Genomic DNA, 20,775 nt, shown 5'->3' on the forward strand with positions numbered 1-20,775 from the left:
TGAACTAAGCTTTTACATACAATAAAGCCCTGTTGAAGCAGAGCAAAAATAAGAATAAAGCAGGAGATGACCTCTAAGTCCGGCGCTCAATCACTCAGCTGAGCGCCGCGTCCGCCGAAAGAGTCGTTCAATAATCCAGCTGTCTTCGATTAGGAATAAGAGTATCTATGATGCAGAATAAAAAAGTACTGCTTGGAAGCTTATTGCTGTTTTCCTTATACGCCGCATGCGCAGGGGCGGCCGTCAGTCCCGCTGAAGCCAAAAAACTAACGGGAGAACTCACTCCCTTTGGCGCAATCCGCGAAGGTAATGGCGCGGACATTCCCCGTTGGGAAGGGGGGATTACTCAGCCTCCAAAAGAGTATCAGCGCGAGGGGCAGCACCATCCGGACCCCTTTAGAAGTGATAAACCTAAAGAAGTAATTACAGCCCAGAACTTCACCAAATACGAAAAGTATCTGAGTGAAGGGTTAAAGGCGCTGTTTAAGACTTATCCCACCACATTCAAGATCCCTGTGTATGTTACCCGGCGTTCGCACTCCGCGCCGGACTGGGTGAACCAGAACACCTACGAGAATGCCGTCAAAGCTGATCTGACCAGAGATGGAAATGGCGTTACCGGCGCTTATGGCGGCATTCCATTCCCCGTGTTGCATGGTTCGAACGAGCGCAAGGCGCTGCAGGCGATCTGGAATCATCTTACACGCTGGCGTGGCGTTTTCGTCACCCGTCGCGCATCGGAAACAGCGGTGCAGCGCAACGGCGAGTTCAGTCTGGTCAATTCTCAGCAGGAAGTGTTCTGGAATTTTTATAACCCGGAAGGCAGTGAAAAGGATCTGAAGAATATCCTTTTCTATTATCTGTCGTTCACCATTTCTCCTGCGCGCCTCGCTGGCGGAGCGGTGTTGGTGCATGAAACGCTGGATCAGGTGAAAGAGCCCCGCCAGGCATGGGGTTATAACGCTGGGCAGCGACGTGTCAGAAGAGCGCCGAATCTGGCTTATGACTCGCCAATCGCCGCCTCGGATAATCTGCGCACGGCGGACGACACGGATATGTACAACGGCGCTCCGGATCGATACGACTGGAATTATCTGGGGCTGAAGGAAATGTATATACCTTATAACAGCTACCAAATATCCCAGGCCGGTTTGAAATATGCGGATGTATTGGGCGTTTCTCATATCAATCCTGATTACACCCGTTTTGAAAAGCATCGGGTGCATGTCATTGAAGCCAGGCTCAAAGCGGGCGAGCGACACATTTATTCCCGACGCGTGTTTTATATCGATGAGGACAGCTGGAATATCGCTTTGGTTGATCAATACGATGGCCGTGGCGAGCTATGGCGAGTCAGTATGGCGTTCCTGAAAAACTTCTACGAGCTGCCTTCCACATGGACGGCGTTGGACGTGTTTTACGATTTGCAGGCGCGCCGGTATCACGTACAGGGATTGGACAGCGAAGAGCGCTCCACGCGGGTATTCACCAGTGAGGTGCCGGATCGCCGTTACTTCAGTCCGCAGTCGCTGCGACGGCGCGGAATACGCTAGAGCGCTTGCAGTTGGCGCGATAGCGGCTAATTTTTTAAGGGGCGCCGTGAGGCGCAATGTGCAAAAGGAAGAAGTGGGCATAGACAGTGATGGGCTCAGAAAAAGGCAGGAATAAATGAAGTTAACGACAGTTCTGCGGAAAATGATGTTCGCGTGCGCGTTATGTGCGTCGCTGAACTCTCCTTGGTCGCTGGCGGGCGATGTGCTCAGCACTCCGGCAATGAAAACTGAATTGGCGCCGTCCACATTGCTGGTGGATGTGGTGAAGGCAGGTGAGCGTCTTGTGGCGGTTGGGCGGCGGGGGCACATCATTTATTCCGATGATCAGGGGGGAAACTGGACGCAAGCCAACTCGCCTGTTTCGACATTGTTGACCTCCCTGTATTTTGTGGACGATAAGAAAGGCTGGGCGGTAGGTCATGGCGCTGTGGTGCTGCATACCGAAGATGGCGGCGTCAATTGGAGCAAGCAGTTTGACGGTGTGGCCGCGAATGAGATGGTTATCGCACAGGCGCAGAAGCGCGTGGCGAATTTGAAGGAACAACTGGAAACGGCCCCGGAAGAGGAGGCGTCAGATCTGGAGTATCAGCTGGAAGACGCCAACTTTGCTCTTGAAGACGCTATGGCGGACGCGGAAGTCGGCCCAGGCAAGCCTCTGCTCGACGTTTGGTTTAAGAATGCGCAGGAAGGTTTTGTCGTCGGCGCTTATGGATTTTTCTTTCATACGGAAGATGGCGGCGCCAGTTGGACCAATTGGGCGCCCAGGCTGGAAAACACCGAGCGCTTTCACTTGAATGCGATTGCGCAGATCACCGGCGGCGCCATGTTTATTGTTGGCGAGGCGGGTTATGTCTTCCGCTCGACGGATTTTGGCGCAACCTGGGAAACTCTTGAGTCGCCCTATGACGGCTCGCTGTTCGGCGTGAGCGGCAATGGCAATGTTAATGAAGTGTTTGTGTTCGGTCTGCGTGGGCACCTGTTTTACTCTCAGGACTCAGGCTCTACATGGGAGCGCGTGGGCGTAGATGTGGAAGAATCGCTGATGGGCGCTGCGGTAGGCGAGGGCGGGCGCATGGCGGTTGTGGGTAATTCCGGCGTTATGTTGTTAAGCCAGAACTTCGGCGAGGACTTCAAGGTGCATCCGCAGGCGAACCGCCAGGGATTATTGGCGGCGACATTCCTGTCTTCCGACCAATTGTTGCTAGTCGGCGAGGGTGGCGTGAACGTCCTCAAAAGCATAAGTAAGCTGAACTAGCCATAGTTCGATAGCAACCCACAGTAGAACAATCAGACAGGGGAAACTTGAATGTCGAACAAGTTGCACGATCAAGGCGATCACTTCATTTTAACGCCGAAGGCGGAGCCGTGGCTGGAACGGCTGGTGTTTAACAACCGCCTGATCATTCTTATCGCTTTCCTGGCGATTACCGTTTTCATGGCTTTCAGCGCGGCGAAAATCAAGCCTGACTCCAGCTTTGAGAGATTGATCCCGCTGGAGCATCCTTATATCCAGAATATGCTGGAGAATCGCGACGATCTGGAGAATCTTGGGAATTCCATCCGTATCGCGGTGGCGGTCGAGGAAGGGGATATCTTCACTGATTCCTACATGGAAACGCTGAAGCTGATTACGGATGAAGTGTTTTATCTGCGCGGCGTGGACCGCTCTGGCGTGCGTTCTGTATGGACGCCTAATGTGCGCTGGGTGGAGGTCACCGAGGAAGGTTTTCAGGGCGGCACTGTTATTCCGGATGGTTACAACGGCGGTCAGGAAAGCCTGGACAAGCTGCGCCAGAATATTTTGCGCTCTGGCGAGGTGGGAAGACTGGTGGCGGACAACTTCCGCTCCGCCATTATTTACGCGCCTTTGCTAGAGGTCGACCCGGATACCGGACAATCCCTGAATTACGAACAGTTCTCTCGTGATCTGGAGACGAATATCAGGGAGAAGTTTCAGGCGCAAAACCCCAATATTCGCATCTACGCCATTGGATTTGCGAAGAAGCTGGGGGATTTGATTGAGGGCATGCGCTCTGTCGTGGTGTTCTTCCTGGTCGCTATTGTTCTTACCATCGTGCTGTTGTACTGGTACTCGCGCTGCTGGTCCGGCACATTGACGCCGGTTCTGGCTTCCGTCGTGGCGGTGATCTGGCAGGTCGGGATATTGCGCCTGCTGGGATATGGGATAGATCCTTACTCTATTCTGGTGCCGTTCCTGGTATTCGCAATCGGCATCAGCCACGGCGTACAAATCGTCAATGCAATGTCCATCGAATCGGCTCGCGGGTTTGACGCAACCACTTCCGCGCGTCTGGCGTTCAGAGCGCTGTATATACCTGGGATGCTGGCGTTGGTGAGCGACGCGATGGGCTTCCTGACACTTCTGTTCATTAAGATTGACGTCATCAAGGATCTCGCTGTCACCGCCAGCATTGGCGTGGCGGTGATCATTATCACCAATCTGGTGCTGCACCCGATTATTCTCTCCTATGTGGGCATCACCAAGTCTGGGATCAAGCATCAGAAGAATCGGGGCGAAGAGCGCGACCGTAAATGGCTGCGTATGTCTTATTTCGCCCATCCCTCGGTGGCACGAGTCTCTTTGTTAATTGCATTGGTTGGCGCGGGCCTGGGAATTTACTACAAGCAGGACCTGAAGATTGGCGATCTGGACAAGGGTGCTGCTGAACTGCGCCCTGACAGCAGATACAACCAGGACAATGACTTTATCATCAATAACTACAGCACCAGCTCCGACGTGATGGTGGTGATGGTGAAGACGGATAAGGAAAAATGCTCCAGTTATCCAGTCATGAAAGGGATGGATGAGCTGCAGTGGGTGTTGGAGAACACGCCTGGCGTCGAGTCGACCGCCTCGTTGGCGACCGTATCCAAAATTGTCACCAAGGCGCTGAATGAAGGTAACTTCAAGTGGTACGAACTGTCCCGTAATCAGCAGATCATTAATTCCTCCATCCAGCGTGCGCCGTCCGGGCTGGTGAACTCCGACTGCAGTATGACGCCTTTGTTGGCCTTCCTGGAGGATCATAAGGCGGAAACCTTACAGCGAGTGGTGGACACCATAGAGGCATTCTCCCGGGAGAACGCCAGTGAAGACTACCAATTGTTGCTGGCGGCGGGTAACGCCGGCGTGGATGCGGCCACAAACCAGGTTATATCCAAAGCCAAGGATCTGATGCTGATCTTCGTATACTCAGTGGTCAGCGTACTGTGCTTTGTCACGTTCCGCTCTATCCGCGCCGTGTTGTGTATCGTTGTGCCTCTTGGCTTGACCTCAATCCTGTGCGAAGCGCTGATGACGCAGATGGGGATTGGCATCAAAGTCGAAACCTTGCCGGTTATTGCACTGGGAGTGGGCATTGGCGTGGATTACGGCATCTATATTTACACCAAGTTTGAGCACTACATTCTTGAAGGTAAAAGTTTGCAGGATGCGTATTTCGAAACCTTACGCTCCACAGGCAAGGCGGTCATGTTTACGGGGATTACGCTAGCGATTGGCGTGTGCACCTGGATATTCTCGCCCATCAAGCTGCAGGCGAATATGGGGCTGTTGCTGTTCTTTATGTTCCTCTGGAACATGGTTGGCGCATTGTGGCTGCTGCCGGCATTGGCTCGCTTTCTGCTTAATCCAGAAAAGATGCTCGCCAAGGCGAAAGCTGCGGAAAGCGGAGTCTGACAGGCTAGGCAAGTTTGCCGCCGTATATCTCTGTAACGAGCAGGGCCCGGTCAAAGGCCCTTCTTTGACTATAATTAATTGGTAAGCGTCTGGAATTGAATAGTAAATTGGGTTGTAAAGCGGCTTGCGGGCCTATACATCACCCGGTTTGCGTAAAGCAGTCTTGAAAGCAGGTACTCATCTCCCAATGCCATTGATTAACGCTATGCTGCGCTTCTTGGTTCTGAGCATTGCAGCTCTATGCGCCACATTGACGTATTCCGCAGACACGCCTTCTCACATCAGTATCGCTACCGGCAATGAAACCGGAGTGTATTTTCCTACCGGCGGCGCTATTTGTCGGTTGGTGAACAAGTCCAGTAAGGAGTATGGCTTTCGCTGCTTTGTTGAAAGTACGGACGGGTCTCCCTACAACCTGCGCGCATTGCGCGCCGGTGAAGTGGACTTCGCGGTTGTACAGTCCGACTGGCAATTTCACGCCTATCATGGCAGCAGTATTTTCAAAGAGGCGGGGCCTCATAAAGAACTGCGCTCCGTATTCGCTATCCACCCGGAGGCGTTTACCATCGTGGCGCGTAAAGACGCCAATGTGAAAAGTTTTAAGGACTTAAAGGGCAAGCGGGTCAATGTGGGTAATGAAGGCTCTGGCCAGCGTGGCACGATGGAAGTGCTCATGAATGCGTATGGCTGGTCCCTCAATGACTTCAAATCCGCTTCGGAAATCAAGGCGATCGAACAGCCGCGGGCGTTATGTTCAGGCCAGATTGACGTAATGTTATATATCGTGGGCCACCCAAGCGGCGCAGTAAAAGAGGCGACCACTCTGTGCGACAGCGTGCTGGTGTCAGTGGAAGGGGAAGAAATCGACAAGCTCATCCGCGCTAACACCTATTATCGCCGCGCTGTGGTGCCAGGTGGAATGTATCGGGGCAATGAGAGAGACGTGAACACCTTCGGGGTTGGCGCTACCTTTGTGACGACTACGGCAGTGTCCGATGAGGTGGTCTACAGCGTTGTTAAGGCGGTTTTTGAGAACTTCGACTTGTTTCGACGCCTGCATCCCGCGCTGGCTAACCTGAAGAAAGAGCAGATGATCTTCGATAGCCTGACCGCGCCGCTGCATGCCGGCGCTGAAAAATACTATCGGGAAATGGGCATGATTGGTAATTGATCGTCGAACATGCTCCCTGTATGGCCGACCTTAGCGTCGGCGCAGGGCTTTTTTGCGTATGTTGTCCCAGAGCAGCTGATAGGCGAGGGTGGCCGGCGACCTTGGCGCGAATACCGGCAAGGGCTCACGGAATTCCCCCATCTTTTCCACATCGCTACAGTAGGGGATAAAGCCGATCGGCGTCTTGCCAAGGGTTTTCTTGCAGCTGGCGGTGAACTCCTGATGAATGCTCTTACGGCGATCAATCATGGTCAACACAGGATACAGCTTGGCCTGATCGATTTTCTTCTGCTCCATCATCTCCGTCACATGACGATAAGTTTCAAACGACAGATGGGTCGGTATCATTGTGACTAATACAGCGTCGGCGGCCTTGAGTATGCGCAACGCCAGCTCCGATAAGGTGGGAGGGCAGTCCAAAACCAATACGCCATATGTCTCGCTCAGCATGGATAGCCAGGAGTCGAGCTTGCCTCCGCTGACGCCGGTGAGGTTGACGTCGATATTACGGTTGCTCATGTCGGATGGAATGATATCCAGCCGGTCATAACCGGTGCCCTGAATCAGTTCGCCCAGCGCGAGCTTGTCTTTGATCAGTTTGCTGGCTTTCTTGCGCTTGCTGTTCTCAACCTGAAAATACCAACTCGCCGCCGCTTGAGCGTCAAAGTCCCACAGTAGCGTAGGCTGGCCGCTTCCGGCGCTGAGATAGGCAATATTGACGGCGGTGGCGGTTTTTCCAACCCCGCCTTTGAGATTGTATACCGCTATGGTTTTCATGGAGTCTGATGGCGCCTTGTTGTTATGGTCGGCTGGGGCCTTTATTAACCGGCGATGACGTCATACTTCCTTGGAGCGCCGGTGAGTGCGAACAGTCAGGCTTCGCCGACAGGGTTTTATAATTCGGTTACTCTGTCAGAGTTATATAGGCTTTAACTGTAAAATCAAGAAACAATCGCATGCTGAGGCGCTTTTGCCATAGTAACGCAGCCCCATAGTTGCTAGAATCTCTGCCCCTGAAATGTGTGTGCAAGTGGTCTTTGGTATGGACCACCACTGGTGAAGGATAGTTTTTTATGCCCGTAATTACATTGCCGGATGGCAGTAAGAGAGAATTTTCCAACCCTGTCACTGTGCTGGATGTTGCTGCCGACATCGGTCCTGGATTGGCCAAAGCCGCCGTGGCGGGTAAAGTGGATGGAACACTGGTCGACTGCTCTCATGTTATTGATAGCGACGCCGAACTGGCGATTGTAACGGAGCGGGACCCTGAAGGCGTGGATGTGATCAGACACTCTAGCGCCCACTTGCTGGCGATGGCGGTGCAAAGCATTTTTCCCAGTGCGCAGGTAACTATCGGTCCAGTTATCGAAGACGGCTTTTATTACGATTTTGCTTTTGAGCGCCCTTTCACTCCAGACGATCTGATTAAGATCGAAGAAAAAATGCAGGAGCTGTCCGACGCCGACTTGCCGGTCACCCGCTCGTTGATGTCTCGTTCCGAGGCGGTAGAGCTGTTCAAGAAAATGGGTGAAGAATACAAAGTCGAAATCATCGCCAGTATTCCTACCGAAGAAAATCTGTCTTTCTATTCTCAGGGCGACTTTATTGATTTGTGTCGCGGCCCCCATGTTCCCAGCACAGGCAAAATCAAGGCCTTCAAGCTGACCAAAGTGGCGGGCGCATATTGGCGTGGCGATTCCAACAACGCCATGCTGCAGCGAATTTATGGCACCGCCTGGGGTAATAAAAAGGACCTCAAGGCCTATTTGCACAGAATCGAAGAAGCGGAAAAGCGCGATCACCGTAAAATCGGTAAAAAGCTGGGCCTGTTCCACATGCAGGAAGAAGCGCCGGGTATGGTGTTCTGGCACTCTGATGGCTGGACCTTGTACCAGGTAATCGAGCAATACATGCGTAAGCAATTGCGCAAGCACGACTACAAAGAGATCAAAACGCCTCAGGTAGTTGAGCGCACTTTGTGGGAGAAGTCCGGACACTGGGAGAAGTTCCGCGACGATATGTTCACCACTCAGTCTGAAGATCGCGACTTCGCCATCAAGCCGATGAACTGCCCCTGTCACGTTCAGGTGTTCAATCAAGGGCTTCGTAGCTACCGTGATCTGCCGTTGCGATTGGCCGAGTTTGGTTCCTGCCACCGTAACGAAGCTTCTGGCGCGCTTCACGGTCTGATGAGAGTGCGTGGTTTTACGCAGGATGATGCGCATATTTTCTGTACTGAAGAGCAAATCCAGGAAGAGGTCGGTAAGTTTATCGACTTCCTGCATGAGGTCTATGCGGACTTCGGCTTCTCTGAGATCATCTACAAGCTGTCCACACGTCCAGAGAAGCGTGTAGGTTCAGACGAAATCTGGGATAAGTCGGAAAAGGCCTTGGCTGATGCGCTGGACGCAAAAGGTTTGCCCTGGGATGAGTTGCCCGGTGAGGGCGCGTTTTACGGTCCGAAGGTTGAGTTTTCACTGAAAGACTGCCTGGGACGCTTGTGGCAATGCGGTACTGTGCAGGTGGATTTCTCTATGCCAGGCCGTTTGGGCGCGCAATACGTATCCGATGAGCAGGTCAGAAAAACGCCAGTCATGTTGCACCGGGCGATTTTGGGTTCTTTTGAGAGATTTATTGGTATTCTCATTGAGCATTACGAAGGTGCATTCCCTTCCTGGCTGGCGCCAACTCAGGTGGCAATCCTCAATATTACCGATAAACAAGCGGATTATTGTAAAAAAATAGGCGAAATCCTGAATGATAAAGGGTTTAGGGTGCGTCTGGACTTGAGAAACGAAAAAATCAACTATAAAATTCGCGAGCATACTTTGAACAGAGTCCCCTTTTTGGCAGTGGTCGGGGACAAAGAAGTCGAAACTCAATGTTTAGCTATCCGGACTCGTCAAGGCGAAGACCTCGGCGTGATGTCCATTTCTGCGTTTGAAGAATTGCTTCAAAAAGAAGAAGCCAAACGCAGCCGTAGCTAGAAATGATTAATTAACACGGAGAAAACACGATTAAGCGCAATACGCCACAAGGCAAATCCGATCGTCCAAAAATAAATGAGAACATAACTGCACCCGAAGTTCGGTTGATAGCATCCGACGGGAAGCAGGTCGGTATAGTTCCTATAAAAGAAGCCTTGGAAAAAGCAGAGCAGGAAGGCTTGGATTTAGTGCAGATCGCGGATTCTGACCCGGTAGTCTGCCGCATAATGGACTACGGGAAAAAGATTTTTGAAGAGAAGAAGCAGAAAGCTGCTGCTAAGAAGAAGCAGAAGCAGACGCAAGTAAAAGAAATGAAATTTCGACCAGGGACGGAAGAAGGGGATTATCAGGTAAAGCTGCGCAACCTGATACGTTTCCTAGAGCACGGGGACAAGGCCAAAGTATCCATTCGCTTTCGCGGACGGGAAATGGCTCACCAAGAGCTCGGGCTGCAGTTACTGCAAAGGGTCGAGAAAGACCTGGAGGAGTTCGGCGTCGTCGAGCAAAGGCCCAAGATGGAAGGGCGTCAGGCTATGATGGTGGTAGCCCCGAAAAAGAAAAAGTAGCCTTGTCAGCAATATAGAGGCTGCTCATTTATATCTAAATGAATGCGGAGTATTCATATGCCTAAGATGAAAAGCAAAAGCTCGGCGGCGAAGCGGTTCAAAAAAACCGCTAACGGCTTTAAACACCGCCAATCCTTCACCAGTCATATTTTGACCAAGAAGAGCACCAAGCGTAAGCGTCACCTGCGTCCTAAGAAGCAAGTGAACCCTTCGGATGTTCCATTGATCAAGCGTATGCTCTGCCAGTAATTAATACGGAAGGATTGAAATATGCCTCGAGTTAAACGTGGTGTAACGGCTCGCCGTCGCCATAAGAAAGTTCTGAATCAAGCCAAGGGTTACTACGGAGCGCGTAGTCGTGTATTCCGTGTAGCCAAACAAGCGGTTATCAAAGCCGGACAATATGCTTACCGTGACCGTCGTCAGCGTAAGCGTCAATTCCGCGCGCTGTGGATTGCCCGTATTAACGCCGGTGCGCGTGACAACGGTCTGTCCTATAGCCGTTTGATCGCTGGTCTGAAGCGCGCCAACGTCGAAATTGACCGTAAGGTTTTGGCGGATCTGGCTATGAACGAAAAAGCAGCTTTTGCTGCTGTAGTTCAGAAAGCTAAAGAGGCCCTGGCGTAATCTAACTTTTCAGCAAATTCTTGATTTTGTTGATTAATATTTGATAGGGGAAGGGGCTGCTCTTCCCCTATTTTTGTTTCTCGGAGCGGAAAAATGGAGAATCTTGAAGGCATTGTTGATCGCGCCAAAGACGCCGTCGCCAAGGCGGAGAGCGAACAGAGCCTTGAACAACTAAGAGTTGACTACCTTGGCAAGAAAGGGCAAATCACCCAACTTCTGAAAGAACTGGGGCGTCTTGACGCTGCGGAGAGACCTGCGGCGGGAGCAAAGATCAATGAAGCCAAGCTGTTGGTGCAAGACCTTATCAACGAAGCCAAAAGCGAGCTCTCCAGCAAAAACGAAGCGGCCAAACTGGCAGCGGAATCAATCGACGTAACCCTGCCGGGACGTAAAGAGTCACTGGGAACTCTTCATCCTGTCACCCGGACGATGTTACGTATAGAAGACTTCTTCGCGCGATCTGGATACACCGTGGAAGAGGGGCCTGAAATCGAAGATGACTATCATAACTTCGAGGCCCTCAATATCCCGTCTCATCATCCGGCGCGCGCCATGCACGATACCTTTTACTTCGATCCCAAGACATTACTGCGCACGCATACATCCCCAGTGCAGATTCGGGTAATGGAGTCAAGCAAGCCTCCATTCCGCATGATTTGCCCTGGAAGAGTCTATCGTTGTGACTCGGATATGACTCATACGCCCATGTTCCACCAAGTAGAAGGTTTGATGGTGGATAAGCACGTCAGCTTCGCCGACCTGAAAAGCACAATCGTTGAGTTTCTGCGCGAGTTCTTTGAGAAAGACCTTGAAGTACGTTTCCGTCCTTCTTACTTCCCGTTTACGGAGCCTTCCGCTGAAGTGGACATTGAGTGGGGAAGAAATGAAGACGGTTCAATCAAGTGGTTGGAAGTGATGGGCTGCGGCATGGTTCATCCTAAAGTGTTTGAAGCCGCGGGCGTTGACTCTGAAACCTATTCAGGGTTTGCCTTTGGTATGGGCGTTGAGCGATTGGCGATGCTCCGGTACGGCGTGAACGATCTGCGGATGTTTTTCGAAAACGACATGCGTTTTCTTGACCAGTTCTAACCTCAGACGTGATTACCCCTTAAAACACGGTAAGGATTAATAATAGGCTTTGTGATATGAAATTCAGTGAATATTGGTTACGAGAGTGGGTCGATCCGCAGCTGAGCTCAGAGGCATTGGTTCAGCAAATCACTATGGCGGGCCTGGAAGTGGACGCTGCTGAGCGCGTAGCCAAGCCTTTTAGTGGAATCGTGGTGGGTGAGGTGCTGTCAGTCGAACCTCACCCCGATGCAGATAAGCTTCGTGTCTGTAAGGTTTCAGATGGTCAAGAGCAGTTTCAGGTAGTATGTGGCGCTCCCAATGTCGTAGCGGGAATGAAAGTTCCGTTCGCTAAAATTGGCGCTGTGTTGTCCGGCGACTTCAAAATCAAAAAAGCTAAGTTGCGAGGCATAGAGTCTCAGGGCATGTTGTGCTCAGAAGAGGAGCTAACTCTGGCGGAGAAGTCCGATGGTTTAATGCCGTTGGCCGCAGATGCGCCTGTTGGAGCTGACGTTCGCAGCTATTTGAAGCTGGATGACAATATTATTGATGTTGATCTGACTCCCAACCGTAGCGATTGCCTCAGTATTCTGGGGATGGCGCGGGAAGTGGCCGCTCTCAACAAGATTCCTTTTGAAGCGCCTGAAGTGAAGAAAATGGCGGCGGTTACTGACGACGTGTTTCCTGTCCAAATCGACGCTCCGGATGCCTGTCCGCGGTATGTCGGGCGCGTTATCAAAGGGGTGGATTTGTCCGCGCCTACTCCTCAGTGGATGGTTGAAAAGCTGCGCCGTAGCGGAATTCGCAGTATTGACGCAGTGGTGGACGTCACTAACTTCGTCATGATCGAGTTAGGCCAGCCTATGCATGCGTTTGACCTTAACGAGCTTGCGGGCGGCATCGTGGTTCGGATGCCTGCGCCGGGTGAAAAGTTGGTTCTGCTGGATGGGCAGGAAATAACTATTAATCCTGATACCTTGGTCATTGCCGACAAAGAAAAGCCTCTAGCCTTGGCTGGTATTATGGGGGGCGAGCACAGCGGCGTTTCTGAAAAAACCAAGGACATATTCCTGGAAAGCGCGTTCTTCGCTCCATTACATTTGGCTGGGAAGGCGCGATCATACGGTTTGCATACGGACTCATCTCATCGCTTTGAACGTGGTGTTGACTATGCTCACCAGGCGCGCGCCATAGAGCGGGCCACTGAGTTGTTGCTTGAGATTGTGGGCGGTCAGCCTGGCCCGGTTACTGAAGTCTGTAGCAAAGAGCACTTGCCTGCCAAAGCATTGGTCAATCTGCGCCATGCTCGTGTTGATGAGTTGCTTGGCGTTCACCTGGATCGCACCAGAGTAGAGGAAATGCTCGCGAGGTTGGGTCTTAGCGTGCATAAGGTTGCTAAAGACGGCTGGACTTTCAGCGCCCCGACCCATCGCTTCGATATCAGTATTGAGGTTGATCTGATCGAAGAAGTGGCGAGATTGTATGGCTATAACAAGCTGCCCGTCACCGAGCCGATGGCGCCGTTGGGAATCAAGCCGTTGCCAGAGAGTAAGGTATCTCTGCGTCGCTTGAAACTGCACTTAGTGTCGAGAGGCTATCAGGAAGCAATTACATACTCTTTCGTAGATCAGAAAGTGTTGAATCTGCTGACTCCTGAGGAAGATACCATTAATTTGGCGAATCCTATCGCCAGCGATATGGCTGCGATGCGTACGACGCTCTGGGCGGGCCTTTTGCAGACTGCTTTGTATAATCAAAATCGCCAACAAAATCGCATTCGTCTTTTTGAATCTGGTCTACGCTTCCTTAAGAAGAGCGGGCAAATTCAACAAGACCCGATGTTGGCGGGGCTGATTATGGGCGCCAGTATGCCGGAAGGCTGGGAAAGCAAAAAGCGCACGGTAGACTTCTATGATGTGAAGGGAGATCTGGAGTCGCTTTTGGAAATTCCTGGCTGTAACTTGAGTTTCAGAGGCGCTCGGCATCCAGCATTGCACCCTGGACAGACGGCTGAAGTTCTAAAAGATGGGCAACCTATTGGTGTGTTAGGCGCACTGCATCCCAGAATTGCTAAAACTTTGAATTTAAATGGCCCACTTTATTTATTTGAGCTATGCTTAAATTCAATAGCAGACGGGCAAGTGCCTTCTTTTAAAGGAGTTTCCCGCTTCCCGGAGATCCGAAGAGACCTTGCTATTGTAATAGATGAACAAACACCTTACGCGGATGTCGCCCTGGCGATTGCTCAGAGCGCAGGGGAGTGGCGTGTTCACCACGAGCTGTTCGATGTATATCATGGGGAATCGGTCGGTGCGAACAAGAAGAGCCTGGCCATCAGTATCGTGTGGCGCCATCCTGAAAGAACATTACGCGACGAAGAAATCACGGAGGCATTTGACAACGTGGTGAAAGAACTTGGTAATCGTTTCGGTGCGTCTTTGAGGAGTTAGTCATGGGAGCTTTAACGAAAGCAGATATGGCTGAGCGGCTTTATCAGGAAGTGGGTCTCAATAAGCGTGAAGCTAAAGAAATGGTCGAGGCCTTCTTTGACGAGGTCAGAGATGCATTAAGCCACAACGAGCAAGTAAAGCTGTCAGGATTCGGCAATTTTGACCTGAGGGACAAAAAACAGCGTCCTGGCCGCAACCCTAAGACTGGTGAGGAGATTCCTATCACCGCCAGACGGGTTGTTACTTTCAGACCAGGTCAAAAATTAAAGGCTAAAGTAGAAGCTTATGCTGGAACCCAGTCATAACGACGAGCTCCCACCCATTCCAGGAAAACGCTACTTCACCATCGGTGAGGTTAGTGATCTATGTAGTGTTAAGGCTCACGTGCTGCGATATTGGGAGCAGGAGTTTCCTCAACTCGCTCCCGTAAAGCGGCGCGGAAATCGCCGCTATTATCAACGGCAGGACGTGTTGATGATTCGCCAGATTCGAGACCTTCTATACAACCAAGGTTACACAATCGGCGGCGCCAAGCAGAAATTGGCGGGCTCCGAAACCAAGGAAGACGCTACGCAGGCCAAGCAACTCATTCGTCAGATGATTATTGAGTTAGAAGAAGTGTTGTTGGTCCTTGAAGCCTAATAGGTTTCAAGGACCGTCACATCAAAGTAAAAAACTGAATTATTTGGTTTTTTAGGGGTTGAAGGGTGCGGTGTTTTTATCTATCATACGCACCTCTTCGAGTCGGGGCGTAGCGCAGCCTGGTAGCGCACTTGCATGGGGTGCAAGGGGTCGAGTGTTCAAATCACTCCGTCCCGACCAATTTTCCTTTCTAGTATCAATAAGTTACACCACTATTTTCTTGTGGTTAAATTTTATTCTTGCAAAAGATTTGCAAATGTTTTGCAAAACCTCCCGTTAAATTTCAGCTATTTTTAGGTCCGCGACGGCATTTATCCACCTAATTTCGCTGTGTCCGGAATCGTAGTTCTTCACCATCTTTTCTGAAGCCCATCCGCCCAGTTGCTTGGGGTCTTTTCCTTGGTCTTTGTACAATTTTTCACCCAATGCGCGTATCTCGTGAAAGGTTGGTTTCTCTCCTTAACGATAGTACTCGAGAAGTACCGCAAGAAAACTCTTGGTTCTTGGGGTGCCTTATCATCGAGCGTCAACCTACTACTCGCAATAGAAGCAGGATTGTTTCCTAAGCTCAAAGCTGCCTGCCACCTTTGTGGCGATTAACTATTCTGTGGGGAAGGGGGCGTGGGCGTTTGTGTTGAATTTTTTGACTTTAAAAGTTTTTATTTGGGGCTTTTTTAAAAAAAGCCCCTGGGGAAGGGGCTGAGTCTACTCTAGCTCTAAACTAGTGAGGTTTACTCAGTGTGAAATCTTTTCCTTGAGCAGGGTGACCTTGTCCAAAAGATCTTTAATTCTGCTTTCGAGGTTGTGCTTGTAAGTTTCGAGCCGTGGTTTGACTTCTTTGTCCATGGCTTTTTCGGCTTGCATTTTGGCGTAGGCTGACATCATTGTTGCGTTCCAGCGTATTCTGCCGCGTACGTCATAAGTGGCTGCGTCGATGTTGCGGGCGAAGTCTTTGAGGGTGTTGTTTTTGGCTCGGATTCGGGTGACGACGGCTTTCAGGCTCTTATCTTCGTTATCCAGATCTGCGCCTAGTTGATTCAGTACCTTTTTTCCTTCCTGCTCAACCGTGCTCAGGCCGGATTGCAGTTGGCGTTGTAGCTGGTCCTTTAAAGTAGTTAGCCGGTCCACTTGGCTTTTTGAGTTTTTTGCCGACATTTTAGCGCCTTGAAATCGGGTTATATGGCTAAATTTGAATCAAATACTAGAAGCAAAAATTAGAATAATCATCCTAATTTGCAGGCATTCGGACAGGAGGTTTAAGGAGAGGAAATCCGCCGGTTTGAAGCCGGCGGAAGCAGAGCAAGGGATTAGTCGATCCAGGTTAGAATCTGGCGAACCAGCTTTTCAATGCCTGTGGCGGCCTCTGAAATGCGGCCCGCCAGCATATAGGCTGGCGTGGAGGCGACTTTACGCCCTTCATCCACGACTATGTCGTCTACGGCGCAGTTCACGTGCTGTCCGCCCATACTTTCAATTGCTCCGGCGACGTCTCTATTGTCGCCAATAGTGCATTTGACGCCGTCTCCATAAATATGAGGAATCATGGTTGGAGCGATGCAGATGTAACCGGCAGGTTTGCCTGACTCGGCAAAGGCTTTGGCGACTCGCTCCACCTGCGGGAGAATTTTCATGTCAACGCCGTCGACAGCGAAGGTGGATAGGTTTTTCGCTGCGCCGAATCCGCCTGGAAAGATCAGTGCGTCAAACTCGTCGGGATCAAGCTCCGAAAGCTCTTTGATGTCGCCGCGCGCAAGGCGGGCGGACTCCAGTAATACGTTGCGTGACGCTTCAGGAACAGGCTCTCCGCTGATGTGATTCACCACTTGCACCAGATTAATATCTGGAGCGAAGCACTGATATTTCGCGTCGTTGCTGTCCAGCGCCAAAAGAGTGATGACAGACTCGTAGATTTCTGCGCCATCGAGGTACCCACAGCCTGACAAAACCACAGCAATATTAGCCATTGTAACTCCTCCCTTTTTTCTCAGCTCAGCTTTGATCAGTCTTAACTATTTATGCCGACATACTTTAGCCCGGCGGGTTTGCATTTTCTATGCTATGGTGAATTTAGACTCACCAGAACAATCCGCCATGAATTTGAGATCGCTTTGGTTCAAATTCGGAGCAATTTGTGTCTGCTTCGCCGTGATTTTGATCATGATCTTTATGGCGGGGTTGCAGGTATTTTTTGCCCCAATGGCCAGGGACTTGGAATCTCAGCGCGCCCGTCTTGATATAGACCGGGTGACTGGCGCTTTATTCCATGAACTAACCAATCTGCATCAATATACCCTGGACTGGGCTGCTTGGGACGACACCTATCGCTTTGTTGAATCTCCTTATCCTGAATACATAGAGTCCAATCTCGGCGACGCTACATTCGTTAATCTCAAGATCGACGCGATGATGCTTTATAAGCCCAACGGCGAGGTAGTTTGGGGAAAGACACTGGATCAGGAAACTGGGGAAACGCTGCATGTTAAAGAGCTGCCTTTGGACGGCCCGCCTGATCCTGGTTTTATCCTGGGGGTGGCGCTCGGTGATTTTAAGGACCCGTATTCGGGATATTCCGGGATTATGGGGACTGAATCCGGGCTGATGTTTGTCAGTGTTCGGCCAGTGTTTCGCTCCAACCTGACTGGACCGGCGAATGGCGTGTTGTTGTTTGGCCGTTTAGTGCGCGGGCGATTGCTACAGAATCTGCAGCAGTTGGTGGGAGTGCCATTCGCGGTCTTTTGGATGCATGACCCAAAGCTCAATGATGGCTTGCGCAATATCGCCGACAGGTTGACGGTGGATGAACCTATTTATACCCGGGAAGTCAGCAACTCCAAGTTGGAGGGTTACACGCTGATTCCCGATATTGAGAGCGACCTTAGTATTCTGGTACGCATCAACGCCGACCGCGACTTTTTTAATCTCACAGCTGCGACGTTTGACCGGGCGATGAGCTACGCCTCTTATTTACTGACGGCGGTATTGGGCATCTTCGCCTTCCTTGTTTTGATGCTGGTGCTGCGCCCATTGGCGCGGTTGGAGGCCTATGTCAGGCGTGTTCAAAGTCAGCCGCAACTGGAAAAACTGGATCTACCCAAGCTGCCTAGAGACGAAATAGGGAAGCTTGGCAGGGCGTTCTATCAGTTGTTATGTCAGTTGCAGGAGCAAAGTGAAAAGCTGCGTGAGATGTCCTTTCGTGATGAGTTGACGGGGCTGGCGAACCGTAGAGCGGTCATTGGATATCTGGATGAGCGCTGGAAACTGGCTTTGGAGCAGAAGTCGGATATCGCTGTTATTATCTGCGATGTTGATTACTTTAAGGACTTTAATGATCACTATGGTCATGACATGGGCGATGAAGTGCTCAAGGAGGTCGCCTCGGCGTTGCGTCGAGGCGCTAACAAGCGCCTTGATCTAGTCGCCCGTTATGGAGGGGAAGAGTTTTTAATCGTGTTGCCAGGCGCTGATCTTCATATTGGAGAGCAGGTGGCGGAGCGCCTGGTTAAACGCGTGTATGAAATGAAACTCCCTCACCACTTTTCGCAAGTCGCGCAGTATGTGTCCGTAAGCTGTGGCGTCGCGGCAGGTTCTCCTGGCGAAGACGAGACAAAAGAGGAGTGGATTCGATTGGCGGACGAAGCCTTATATAAAGCCAAGGAATCTGGACGAAATCGATTCGCGGCGATCAATCCTGCGGATTTGCGCAATATGAAACGCAGCGGCTCCTACAACTCGGTCAACCCTTAAGCATTTGTCCTCCCGCACTTGGGCGTTATAGTTAAGCGCCTGACTCCTTTTTCAAAGTTATCTCGAATTCTTGGTGAACTTTTATGCGTTTTGCTGCCCTGCTTTCATCCGCTTTGAGCTTCGTTTTATCCGGCTGTGATTCTTTTACGGTAAGGGAGGCGGAAATTCAGGCCAGTATTAACAAGCAGCTCCCTATTCAAGGCATTATCAATGTGCAGGTTCGTGCGCCGGAAGGTTTGGGTGGATTGGACGGCATCCTGCCGGACCTCATGCGGCAAAGCCTGTCCGTTCAGGCTCAATTGGACCTGCAGAGACTGAATATTGCTTTGTTGGGTGATCAAGGTGGTTATGTCATGTTAGATGCCGAGCCGATGTTGTCCACCCGAATTTTGGGCGTCGGTATTGAGGAACCGCTCCGAATTACCGGAAGCGCGGCGGTAAGGTGGGAGGCGGATTCAGGCGCTCTGTATCTGGATAACATTCAAGTGCTGAACGTAGAGTCTCGCTTTATTAATCGTTTCGTGCCCGACGGGGTTCGTAAGCCGTTGTGGAGCAGCATTAGCGATTGGCTGAACGCGTACTATGGAGCCTATCCAGTCTATAAGCTGAAAGAGCCTGTTAGCATTGCAAGTAAAATTGTTGGCGCTGTGCGAGAAATTACGGTCGAAGACGACATGGTGAGGTTCCGCTTATAGCAGGCGATGTTGTCAGGCTTCCTGTCCCAAACGCCCGCAAATCTCTGTATGCCCTTTAGGATAAGGAGATTCTCGGATTTTTATTCCTATAGAGATGACTAAAATTCATCTTTACTTGTCGGTGATTGGCTGATCGTCGTCAGGAAGTCGAGTCATGCCGGGCTCTTTAACCGGGTGGCTAAAGAAGTAAAGTTGTATTAATGAAAAAATGAAAATAGGTACCAGCTGTGATTAGACGTTTTGCATCTTATGGCGCACTGGACGCGTTCATAGCAGCCAACACAGTGCTGCTGGTTCAATGCTGGCCTGACGTTAACGGCGAATGGGTCGCTGAATTCAAGGCCTAATGGAAGAATCTTTTAAAGAAGCCGGGTGATGAGAGTCTCCCGGCTTTTTTCTTTCTATATCCGAGGCTTCTGCTAATCTCAAAGAGAGTGGCCAGGGCTTCCGGCAAATACCGTCATATCCCCGGCGTAGTGCAAAAACACGGATATCGGACAACTGATAGACACCGCCGACATGGAGCATCGACTGATTCTATGGTTGACCATATGGGGGGTTAGCCTTCTCTATCCCCTCGCGGCGAGGGGGACGGATAGTGTTGAGCTGGTTTTGTATAACTGGGCGAACTACATGCCTCCTGAGTTACTGGACGCCTTTCAAAAGGAAACGGGGGTTCAGGTGCGGGAACTTTATTACTCCTCCGATGAAAGTAAGCAAGCCTTGCTGGCGGAAACCCAGGGCGTTGGGCTTGATTTGATTATCAGCGCTGGCGCATCAATGCGTGAATATGTGATTCCAGAATGGATTGATGCGTTGCAGCCGGAGCTACTGCCCCATTTACCCAATGTGGACGAACATTGGATGAAAATGTTTGGAGAGGTGGAGGGTTACGGTGTGCCCTTGTTGTGGGGAACCATCGGCATCGCCTACCGAAGTGACAAGCTTCCACAGCCGCCTTCCAGTTGGCGGGACTTTTTTAAACCCCACCATAGCCTGCGACAAAAAATCATGGTGATCGACGATTCCGCCGACGCATTTGGTATGGCGTTGGTGGCGTTGGGATATTCCATGAACGCGACGGACTTGGCTCAGGTTGAAGCGGCTGGCGTACTGCTGGAACAACAGAAGCCTTATGTGGCGGGTTACGCCTATCCGCTTATTGATGAGAACTCTGAACTGATCAAAGGCCATATTGTAATGGCCATGATGTACAACGGAGATGCGGTAGGCCTGCACGAACTGGACCCAAGAGTGGAGTTCGTGGCGCCGGCTGAGGGCACGAATTTGTGGGTGGACTACATTGGCGTCGTCAAAAAAAGCCAACATAAAGAGGAGGCGCATCAGTTTATCGACTTTTTACTGCGTCCAGAAAACGCCGCCAGACTGTCTGAGTTTCTGCACTATGCTTCGGCGAATAAAGCGACGGCCTCCAAGTTGTCAAAGGAGCACCTGGAAAATCCTGACATTTACCCGCCTAAAAACGTGATGGATAAGGCGGATACTTACAAAGTCATTTCGCCGGAGGTGTTAAAGTTGCGCAATCAGATGTTTCGTTCGATTAAGCGCTAG

Annotated in this window: 18 protein-coding genes and 1 tRNA gene; 16 read left to right on the forward strand and 3 right to left on the reverse strand. The window is 51.0% G+C overall.

Annotated elements, in window-relative coordinates:
* The first annotated feature begins 167 nt into the window (after positions 1–167).
* From EUZ85_RS12440 to EUZ85_RS12455, 4 genes are all read left to right on the forward strand, one after another.
* Positions 168–1,553: a DUF1329 domain-containing protein gene (locus EUZ85_RS12440; protein ID WP_127969602.1), complete on the forward strand. Its 1,386-nt coding sequence runs from the start codon at positions 168–170 to the stop codon at positions 1,551–1,553.
* A 115-nt stretch (positions 1,554–1,668) separates the two neighbouring features.
* Complete coding sequence (locus tag EUZ85_RS12445; RefSeq protein ID WP_127969603.1) at positions 1,669–2,808, forward strand: YCF48-related protein; 1,140 nt, start codon at positions 1,669–1,671, stop codon at positions 2,806–2,808.
* Between the two features lie 51 nt (positions 2,809–2,859).
* Complete coding sequence (locus tag EUZ85_RS12450; RefSeq protein ID WP_127969604.1) at positions 2,860–5,253, forward strand: RND family transporter; 2,394 nt, start codon at positions 2,860–2,862, stop codon at positions 5,251–5,253.
* Between the two features lie 187 nt (positions 5,254–5,440).
* Complete coding sequence (locus EUZ85_RS12455; protein ID WP_127969605.1) at positions 5,441–6,424, forward strand: TAXI family TRAP transporter solute-binding subunit; 984 nt, start codon at positions 5,441–5,443, stop codon at positions 6,422–6,424.
* 30 nt (positions 6,425–6,454) lie between these two features.
* On the opposite strand, the gene EUZ85_RS12460 is transcribed toward EUZ85_RS12455, so the two are convergent.
* The gene (locus EUZ85_RS12460) at positions 6,455–7,201 is read right to left on the reverse strand and encodes a ParA family protein (protein WP_127969606.1); all 747 of its coding nucleotides are present in this window, start codon (positions 7,199–7,201) and stop codon (positions 6,455–6,457) included.
* 296 nt (positions 7,202–7,497) lie between these two features.
* On the opposite strand from EUZ85_RS12460, the gene thrS reads away from it, so the two are divergent.
* The 9 genes from thrS (at position 7,498) to EUZ85_RS12505 (ending at position 14,944) form a co-directional block, all read left to right on the forward strand.
* Entirely contained in the window at positions 7,498–9,411 is a 1,914-nt protein-coding gene (thrS, locus tag EUZ85_RS12465) for a threonine--tRNA ligase (RefSeq protein WP_127969607.1), read from the forward strand.
* 29 nt (positions 9,412–9,440) lie between these two features.
* A complete protein-coding gene (gene infC / locus EUZ85_RS12470; RefSeq protein WP_083769803.1) occupies positions 9,441–9,977 on the forward strand; it encodes a translation initiation factor IF-3 in 537 nt (178 codons plus the stop codon).
* Positions 9,978–10,034: 57 nt separating this feature from the next.
* A complete protein-coding gene (gene rpmI, locus EUZ85_RS12475; RefSeq protein WP_011398345.1) occupies positions 10,035–10,226 on the forward strand; it encodes a 50S ribosomal protein L35 in 192 nt (63 codons plus the stop codon).
* Positions 10,227–10,247: 21 nt separating this feature from the next.
* Complete coding sequence (gene rplT, locus EUZ85_RS12480) at positions 10,248–10,604, forward strand: 50S ribosomal protein L20 (RefSeq protein ID WP_011398344.1); 357 nt, start codon at positions 10,248–10,250, stop codon at positions 10,602–10,604.
* A 93-nt stretch (positions 10,605–10,697) separates the two neighbouring features.
* On the forward strand, positions 10,698–11,693 hold the full coding sequence (gene pheS / locus EUZ85_RS12485) for a phenylalanine--tRNA ligase subunit alpha (protein ID WP_127969608.1): 996 nt from the start codon (positions 10,698–10,700) through the stop codon (positions 11,691–11,693).
* Positions 11,694–11,749: 56 nt separating this feature from the next.
* On the forward strand, positions 11,750–14,122 hold the full coding sequence (gene pheT, locus EUZ85_RS12490) for a phenylalanine--tRNA ligase subunit beta (protein WP_127969609.1): 2,373 nt from the start codon (positions 11,750–11,752) through the stop codon (positions 14,120–14,122).
* 2 nt (positions 14,123–14,124) lie between these two features.
* A complete protein-coding gene (gene ihfA, locus EUZ85_RS12495) occupies positions 14,125–14,427 on the forward strand; it encodes an integration host factor subunit alpha (protein ID WP_011398341.1) in 303 nt (100 codons plus the stop codon).
* Positions 14,408–14,764: a MerR family transcriptional regulator gene (locus EUZ85_RS12500; RefSeq protein WP_011398340.1), complete on the forward strand. Its 357-nt coding sequence runs from the start codon at positions 14,408–14,410 to the stop codon at positions 14,762–14,764. Before ihfA ends, EUZ85_RS12500 begins: the two co-directional genes overlap by 20 nt.
* Before the next feature lie 103 nt (positions 14,765–14,867).
* Positions 14,868–14,944 (forward strand) — tRNA-Pro (locus EUZ85_RS12505).
* Positions 14,945–15,499: 555 nt separating this feature from the next.
* On the opposite strand, the gene EUZ85_RS12510 is transcribed toward EUZ85_RS12505, so the two are convergent.
* Positions 15,500–15,919, reverse strand: coding sequence for a hypothetical protein (locus EUZ85_RS12510; RefSeq protein WP_127969610.1), 420 nt, complete (start codon positions 15,917–15,919; stop codon positions 15,500–15,502).
* A 152-nt stretch (positions 15,920–16,071) separates the two neighbouring features.
* Positions 16,072–16,728 carry an isoprenoid biosynthesis glyoxalase ElbB gene (elbB, locus tag EUZ85_RS12515; RefSeq protein WP_127969611.1) on the reverse strand — a complete coding sequence of 219 codons (657 nt, stop codon included), beginning with the start codon at positions 16,726–16,728 and terminating at the stop codon, positions 16,072–16,074.
* A 127-nt stretch (positions 16,729–16,855) separates the two neighbouring features.
* On the opposite strand from elbB, the gene EUZ85_RS12520 reads away from it, so the two are divergent.
* The 3 genes from EUZ85_RS12520 to EUZ85_RS12530 all read left to right on the forward strand — a co-directional run bounded on the left by EUZ85_RS12520 (position 16,856) and on the right by EUZ85_RS12530 (position 20,775).
* Positions 16,856–18,508: a diguanylate cyclase gene (locus EUZ85_RS12520; protein WP_168199899.1), complete on the forward strand. Its 1,653-nt coding sequence runs from the start codon at positions 16,856–16,858 to the stop codon at positions 18,506–18,508.
* Positions 18,509–18,591: 83 nt separating this feature from the next.
* The gene (locus EUZ85_RS12525) at positions 18,592–19,203 is read left to right on the forward strand and encodes a DUF1439 domain-containing protein (RefSeq protein ID WP_127969613.1); all 612 of its coding nucleotides are present in this window, start codon (positions 18,592–18,594) and stop codon (positions 19,201–19,203) included.
* Between the two features lie 633 nt (positions 19,204–19,836).
* A complete protein-coding gene (locus tag EUZ85_RS12530; protein WP_241567019.1) occupies positions 19,837–20,775 on the forward strand; it encodes a spermidine/putrescine ABC transporter substrate-binding protein in 939 nt (312 codons plus the stop codon).

It is taken from the genome of Hahella sp. KA22, from assembly GCF_004135205.1.
In the GTDB taxonomy this organism is placed as follows: Bacteria; Pseudomonadota; Gammaproteobacteria; order Pseudomonadales; family Oleiphilaceae; genus Hahella.

Bases quoted from the DNA above. Each gene is read 5' to 3' on its own strand.
- ihfA (WP_011398341.1), top strand. From the start codon at position 14,125: ATGGGAGCTTTAACGAAAGCAGATATGGCTGAGCGGCTTTATCAGGAA.
- pheT (WP_127969609.1), top strand. From the start codon at position 11,750: ATGAAATTCAGTGAATATTGGTTACGAGAGTGGGTCGATCCGCAGCTG.
- rpmI (WP_011398345.1), top strand. From the start codon at position 10,035: ATGCCTAAGATGAAAAGCAAAAGCTCGGCGGCGAAGCGGTTCAAAAAA.
- EUZ85_RS12520 (WP_168199899.1), top strand. From the start codon at position 16,856: ATGAATTTGAGATCGCTTTGGTTCAAATTCGGAGCAATTTGTGTCTGC.
- EUZ85_RS12525 (WP_127969613.1), top strand. From the start codon at position 18,592: ATGCGTTTTGCTGCCCTGCTTTCATCCGCTTTGAGCTTCGTTTTATCC.
- EUZ85_RS12455 (WP_127969605.1), top strand. From the start codon at position 5,441: ATGCCATTGATTAACGCTATGCTGCGCTTCTTGGTTCTGAGCATTGCA.
- EUZ85_RS12500 (WP_011398340.1), top strand. From the start codon at position 14,408: ATGCTGGAACCCAGTCATAACGACGAGCTCCCACCCATTCCAGGAAAA.
- pheS (WP_127969608.1), top strand. From the start codon at position 10,698: ATGGAGAATCTTGAAGGCATTGTTGATCGCGCCAAAGACGCCGTCGCC.
- EUZ85_RS12445 (WP_127969603.1), top strand. From the start codon at position 1,669: ATGAAGTTAACGACAGTTCTGCGGAAAATGATGTTCGCGTGCGCGTTA.
- EUZ85_RS12530 (WP_241567019.1), top strand. From the start codon at position 19,837: ATGCCTCCTGAGTTACTGGACGCCTTTCAAAAGGAAACGGGGGTTCAG.
- EUZ85_RS12510 (WP_127969610.1), bottom strand. From the start codon at position 15,919: ATGTCGGCAAAAAACTCAAAAAGCCAAGTGGACCGGCTAACTACTTTA.
- EUZ85_RS12440 (WP_127969602.1), top strand. From the start codon at position 168: ATGATGCAGAATAAAAAAGTACTGCTTGGAAGCTTATTGCTGTTTTCC.
- EUZ85_RS12460 (WP_127969606.1), bottom strand. From the start codon at position 7,201: ATGAAAACCATAGCGGTATACAATCTCAAAGGCGGGGTTGGAAAAACC.
- EUZ85_RS12450 (WP_127969604.1), top strand. From the start codon at position 2,860: ATGTCGAACAAGTTGCACGATCAAGGCGATCACTTCATTTTAACGCCG.
- elbB (WP_127969611.1), bottom strand. From the start codon at position 16,728: ATGGCTAATATTGCTGTGGTTTTGTCAGGCTGTGGGTACCTCGATGGC.
- rplT (WP_011398344.1), top strand. From the start codon at position 10,248: ATGCCTCGAGTTAAACGTGGTGTAACGGCTCGCCGTCGCCATAAGAAA.
- thrS (WP_127969607.1), top strand. From the start codon at position 7,498: ATGCCCGTAATTACATTGCCGGATGGCAGTAAGAGAGAATTTTCCAAC.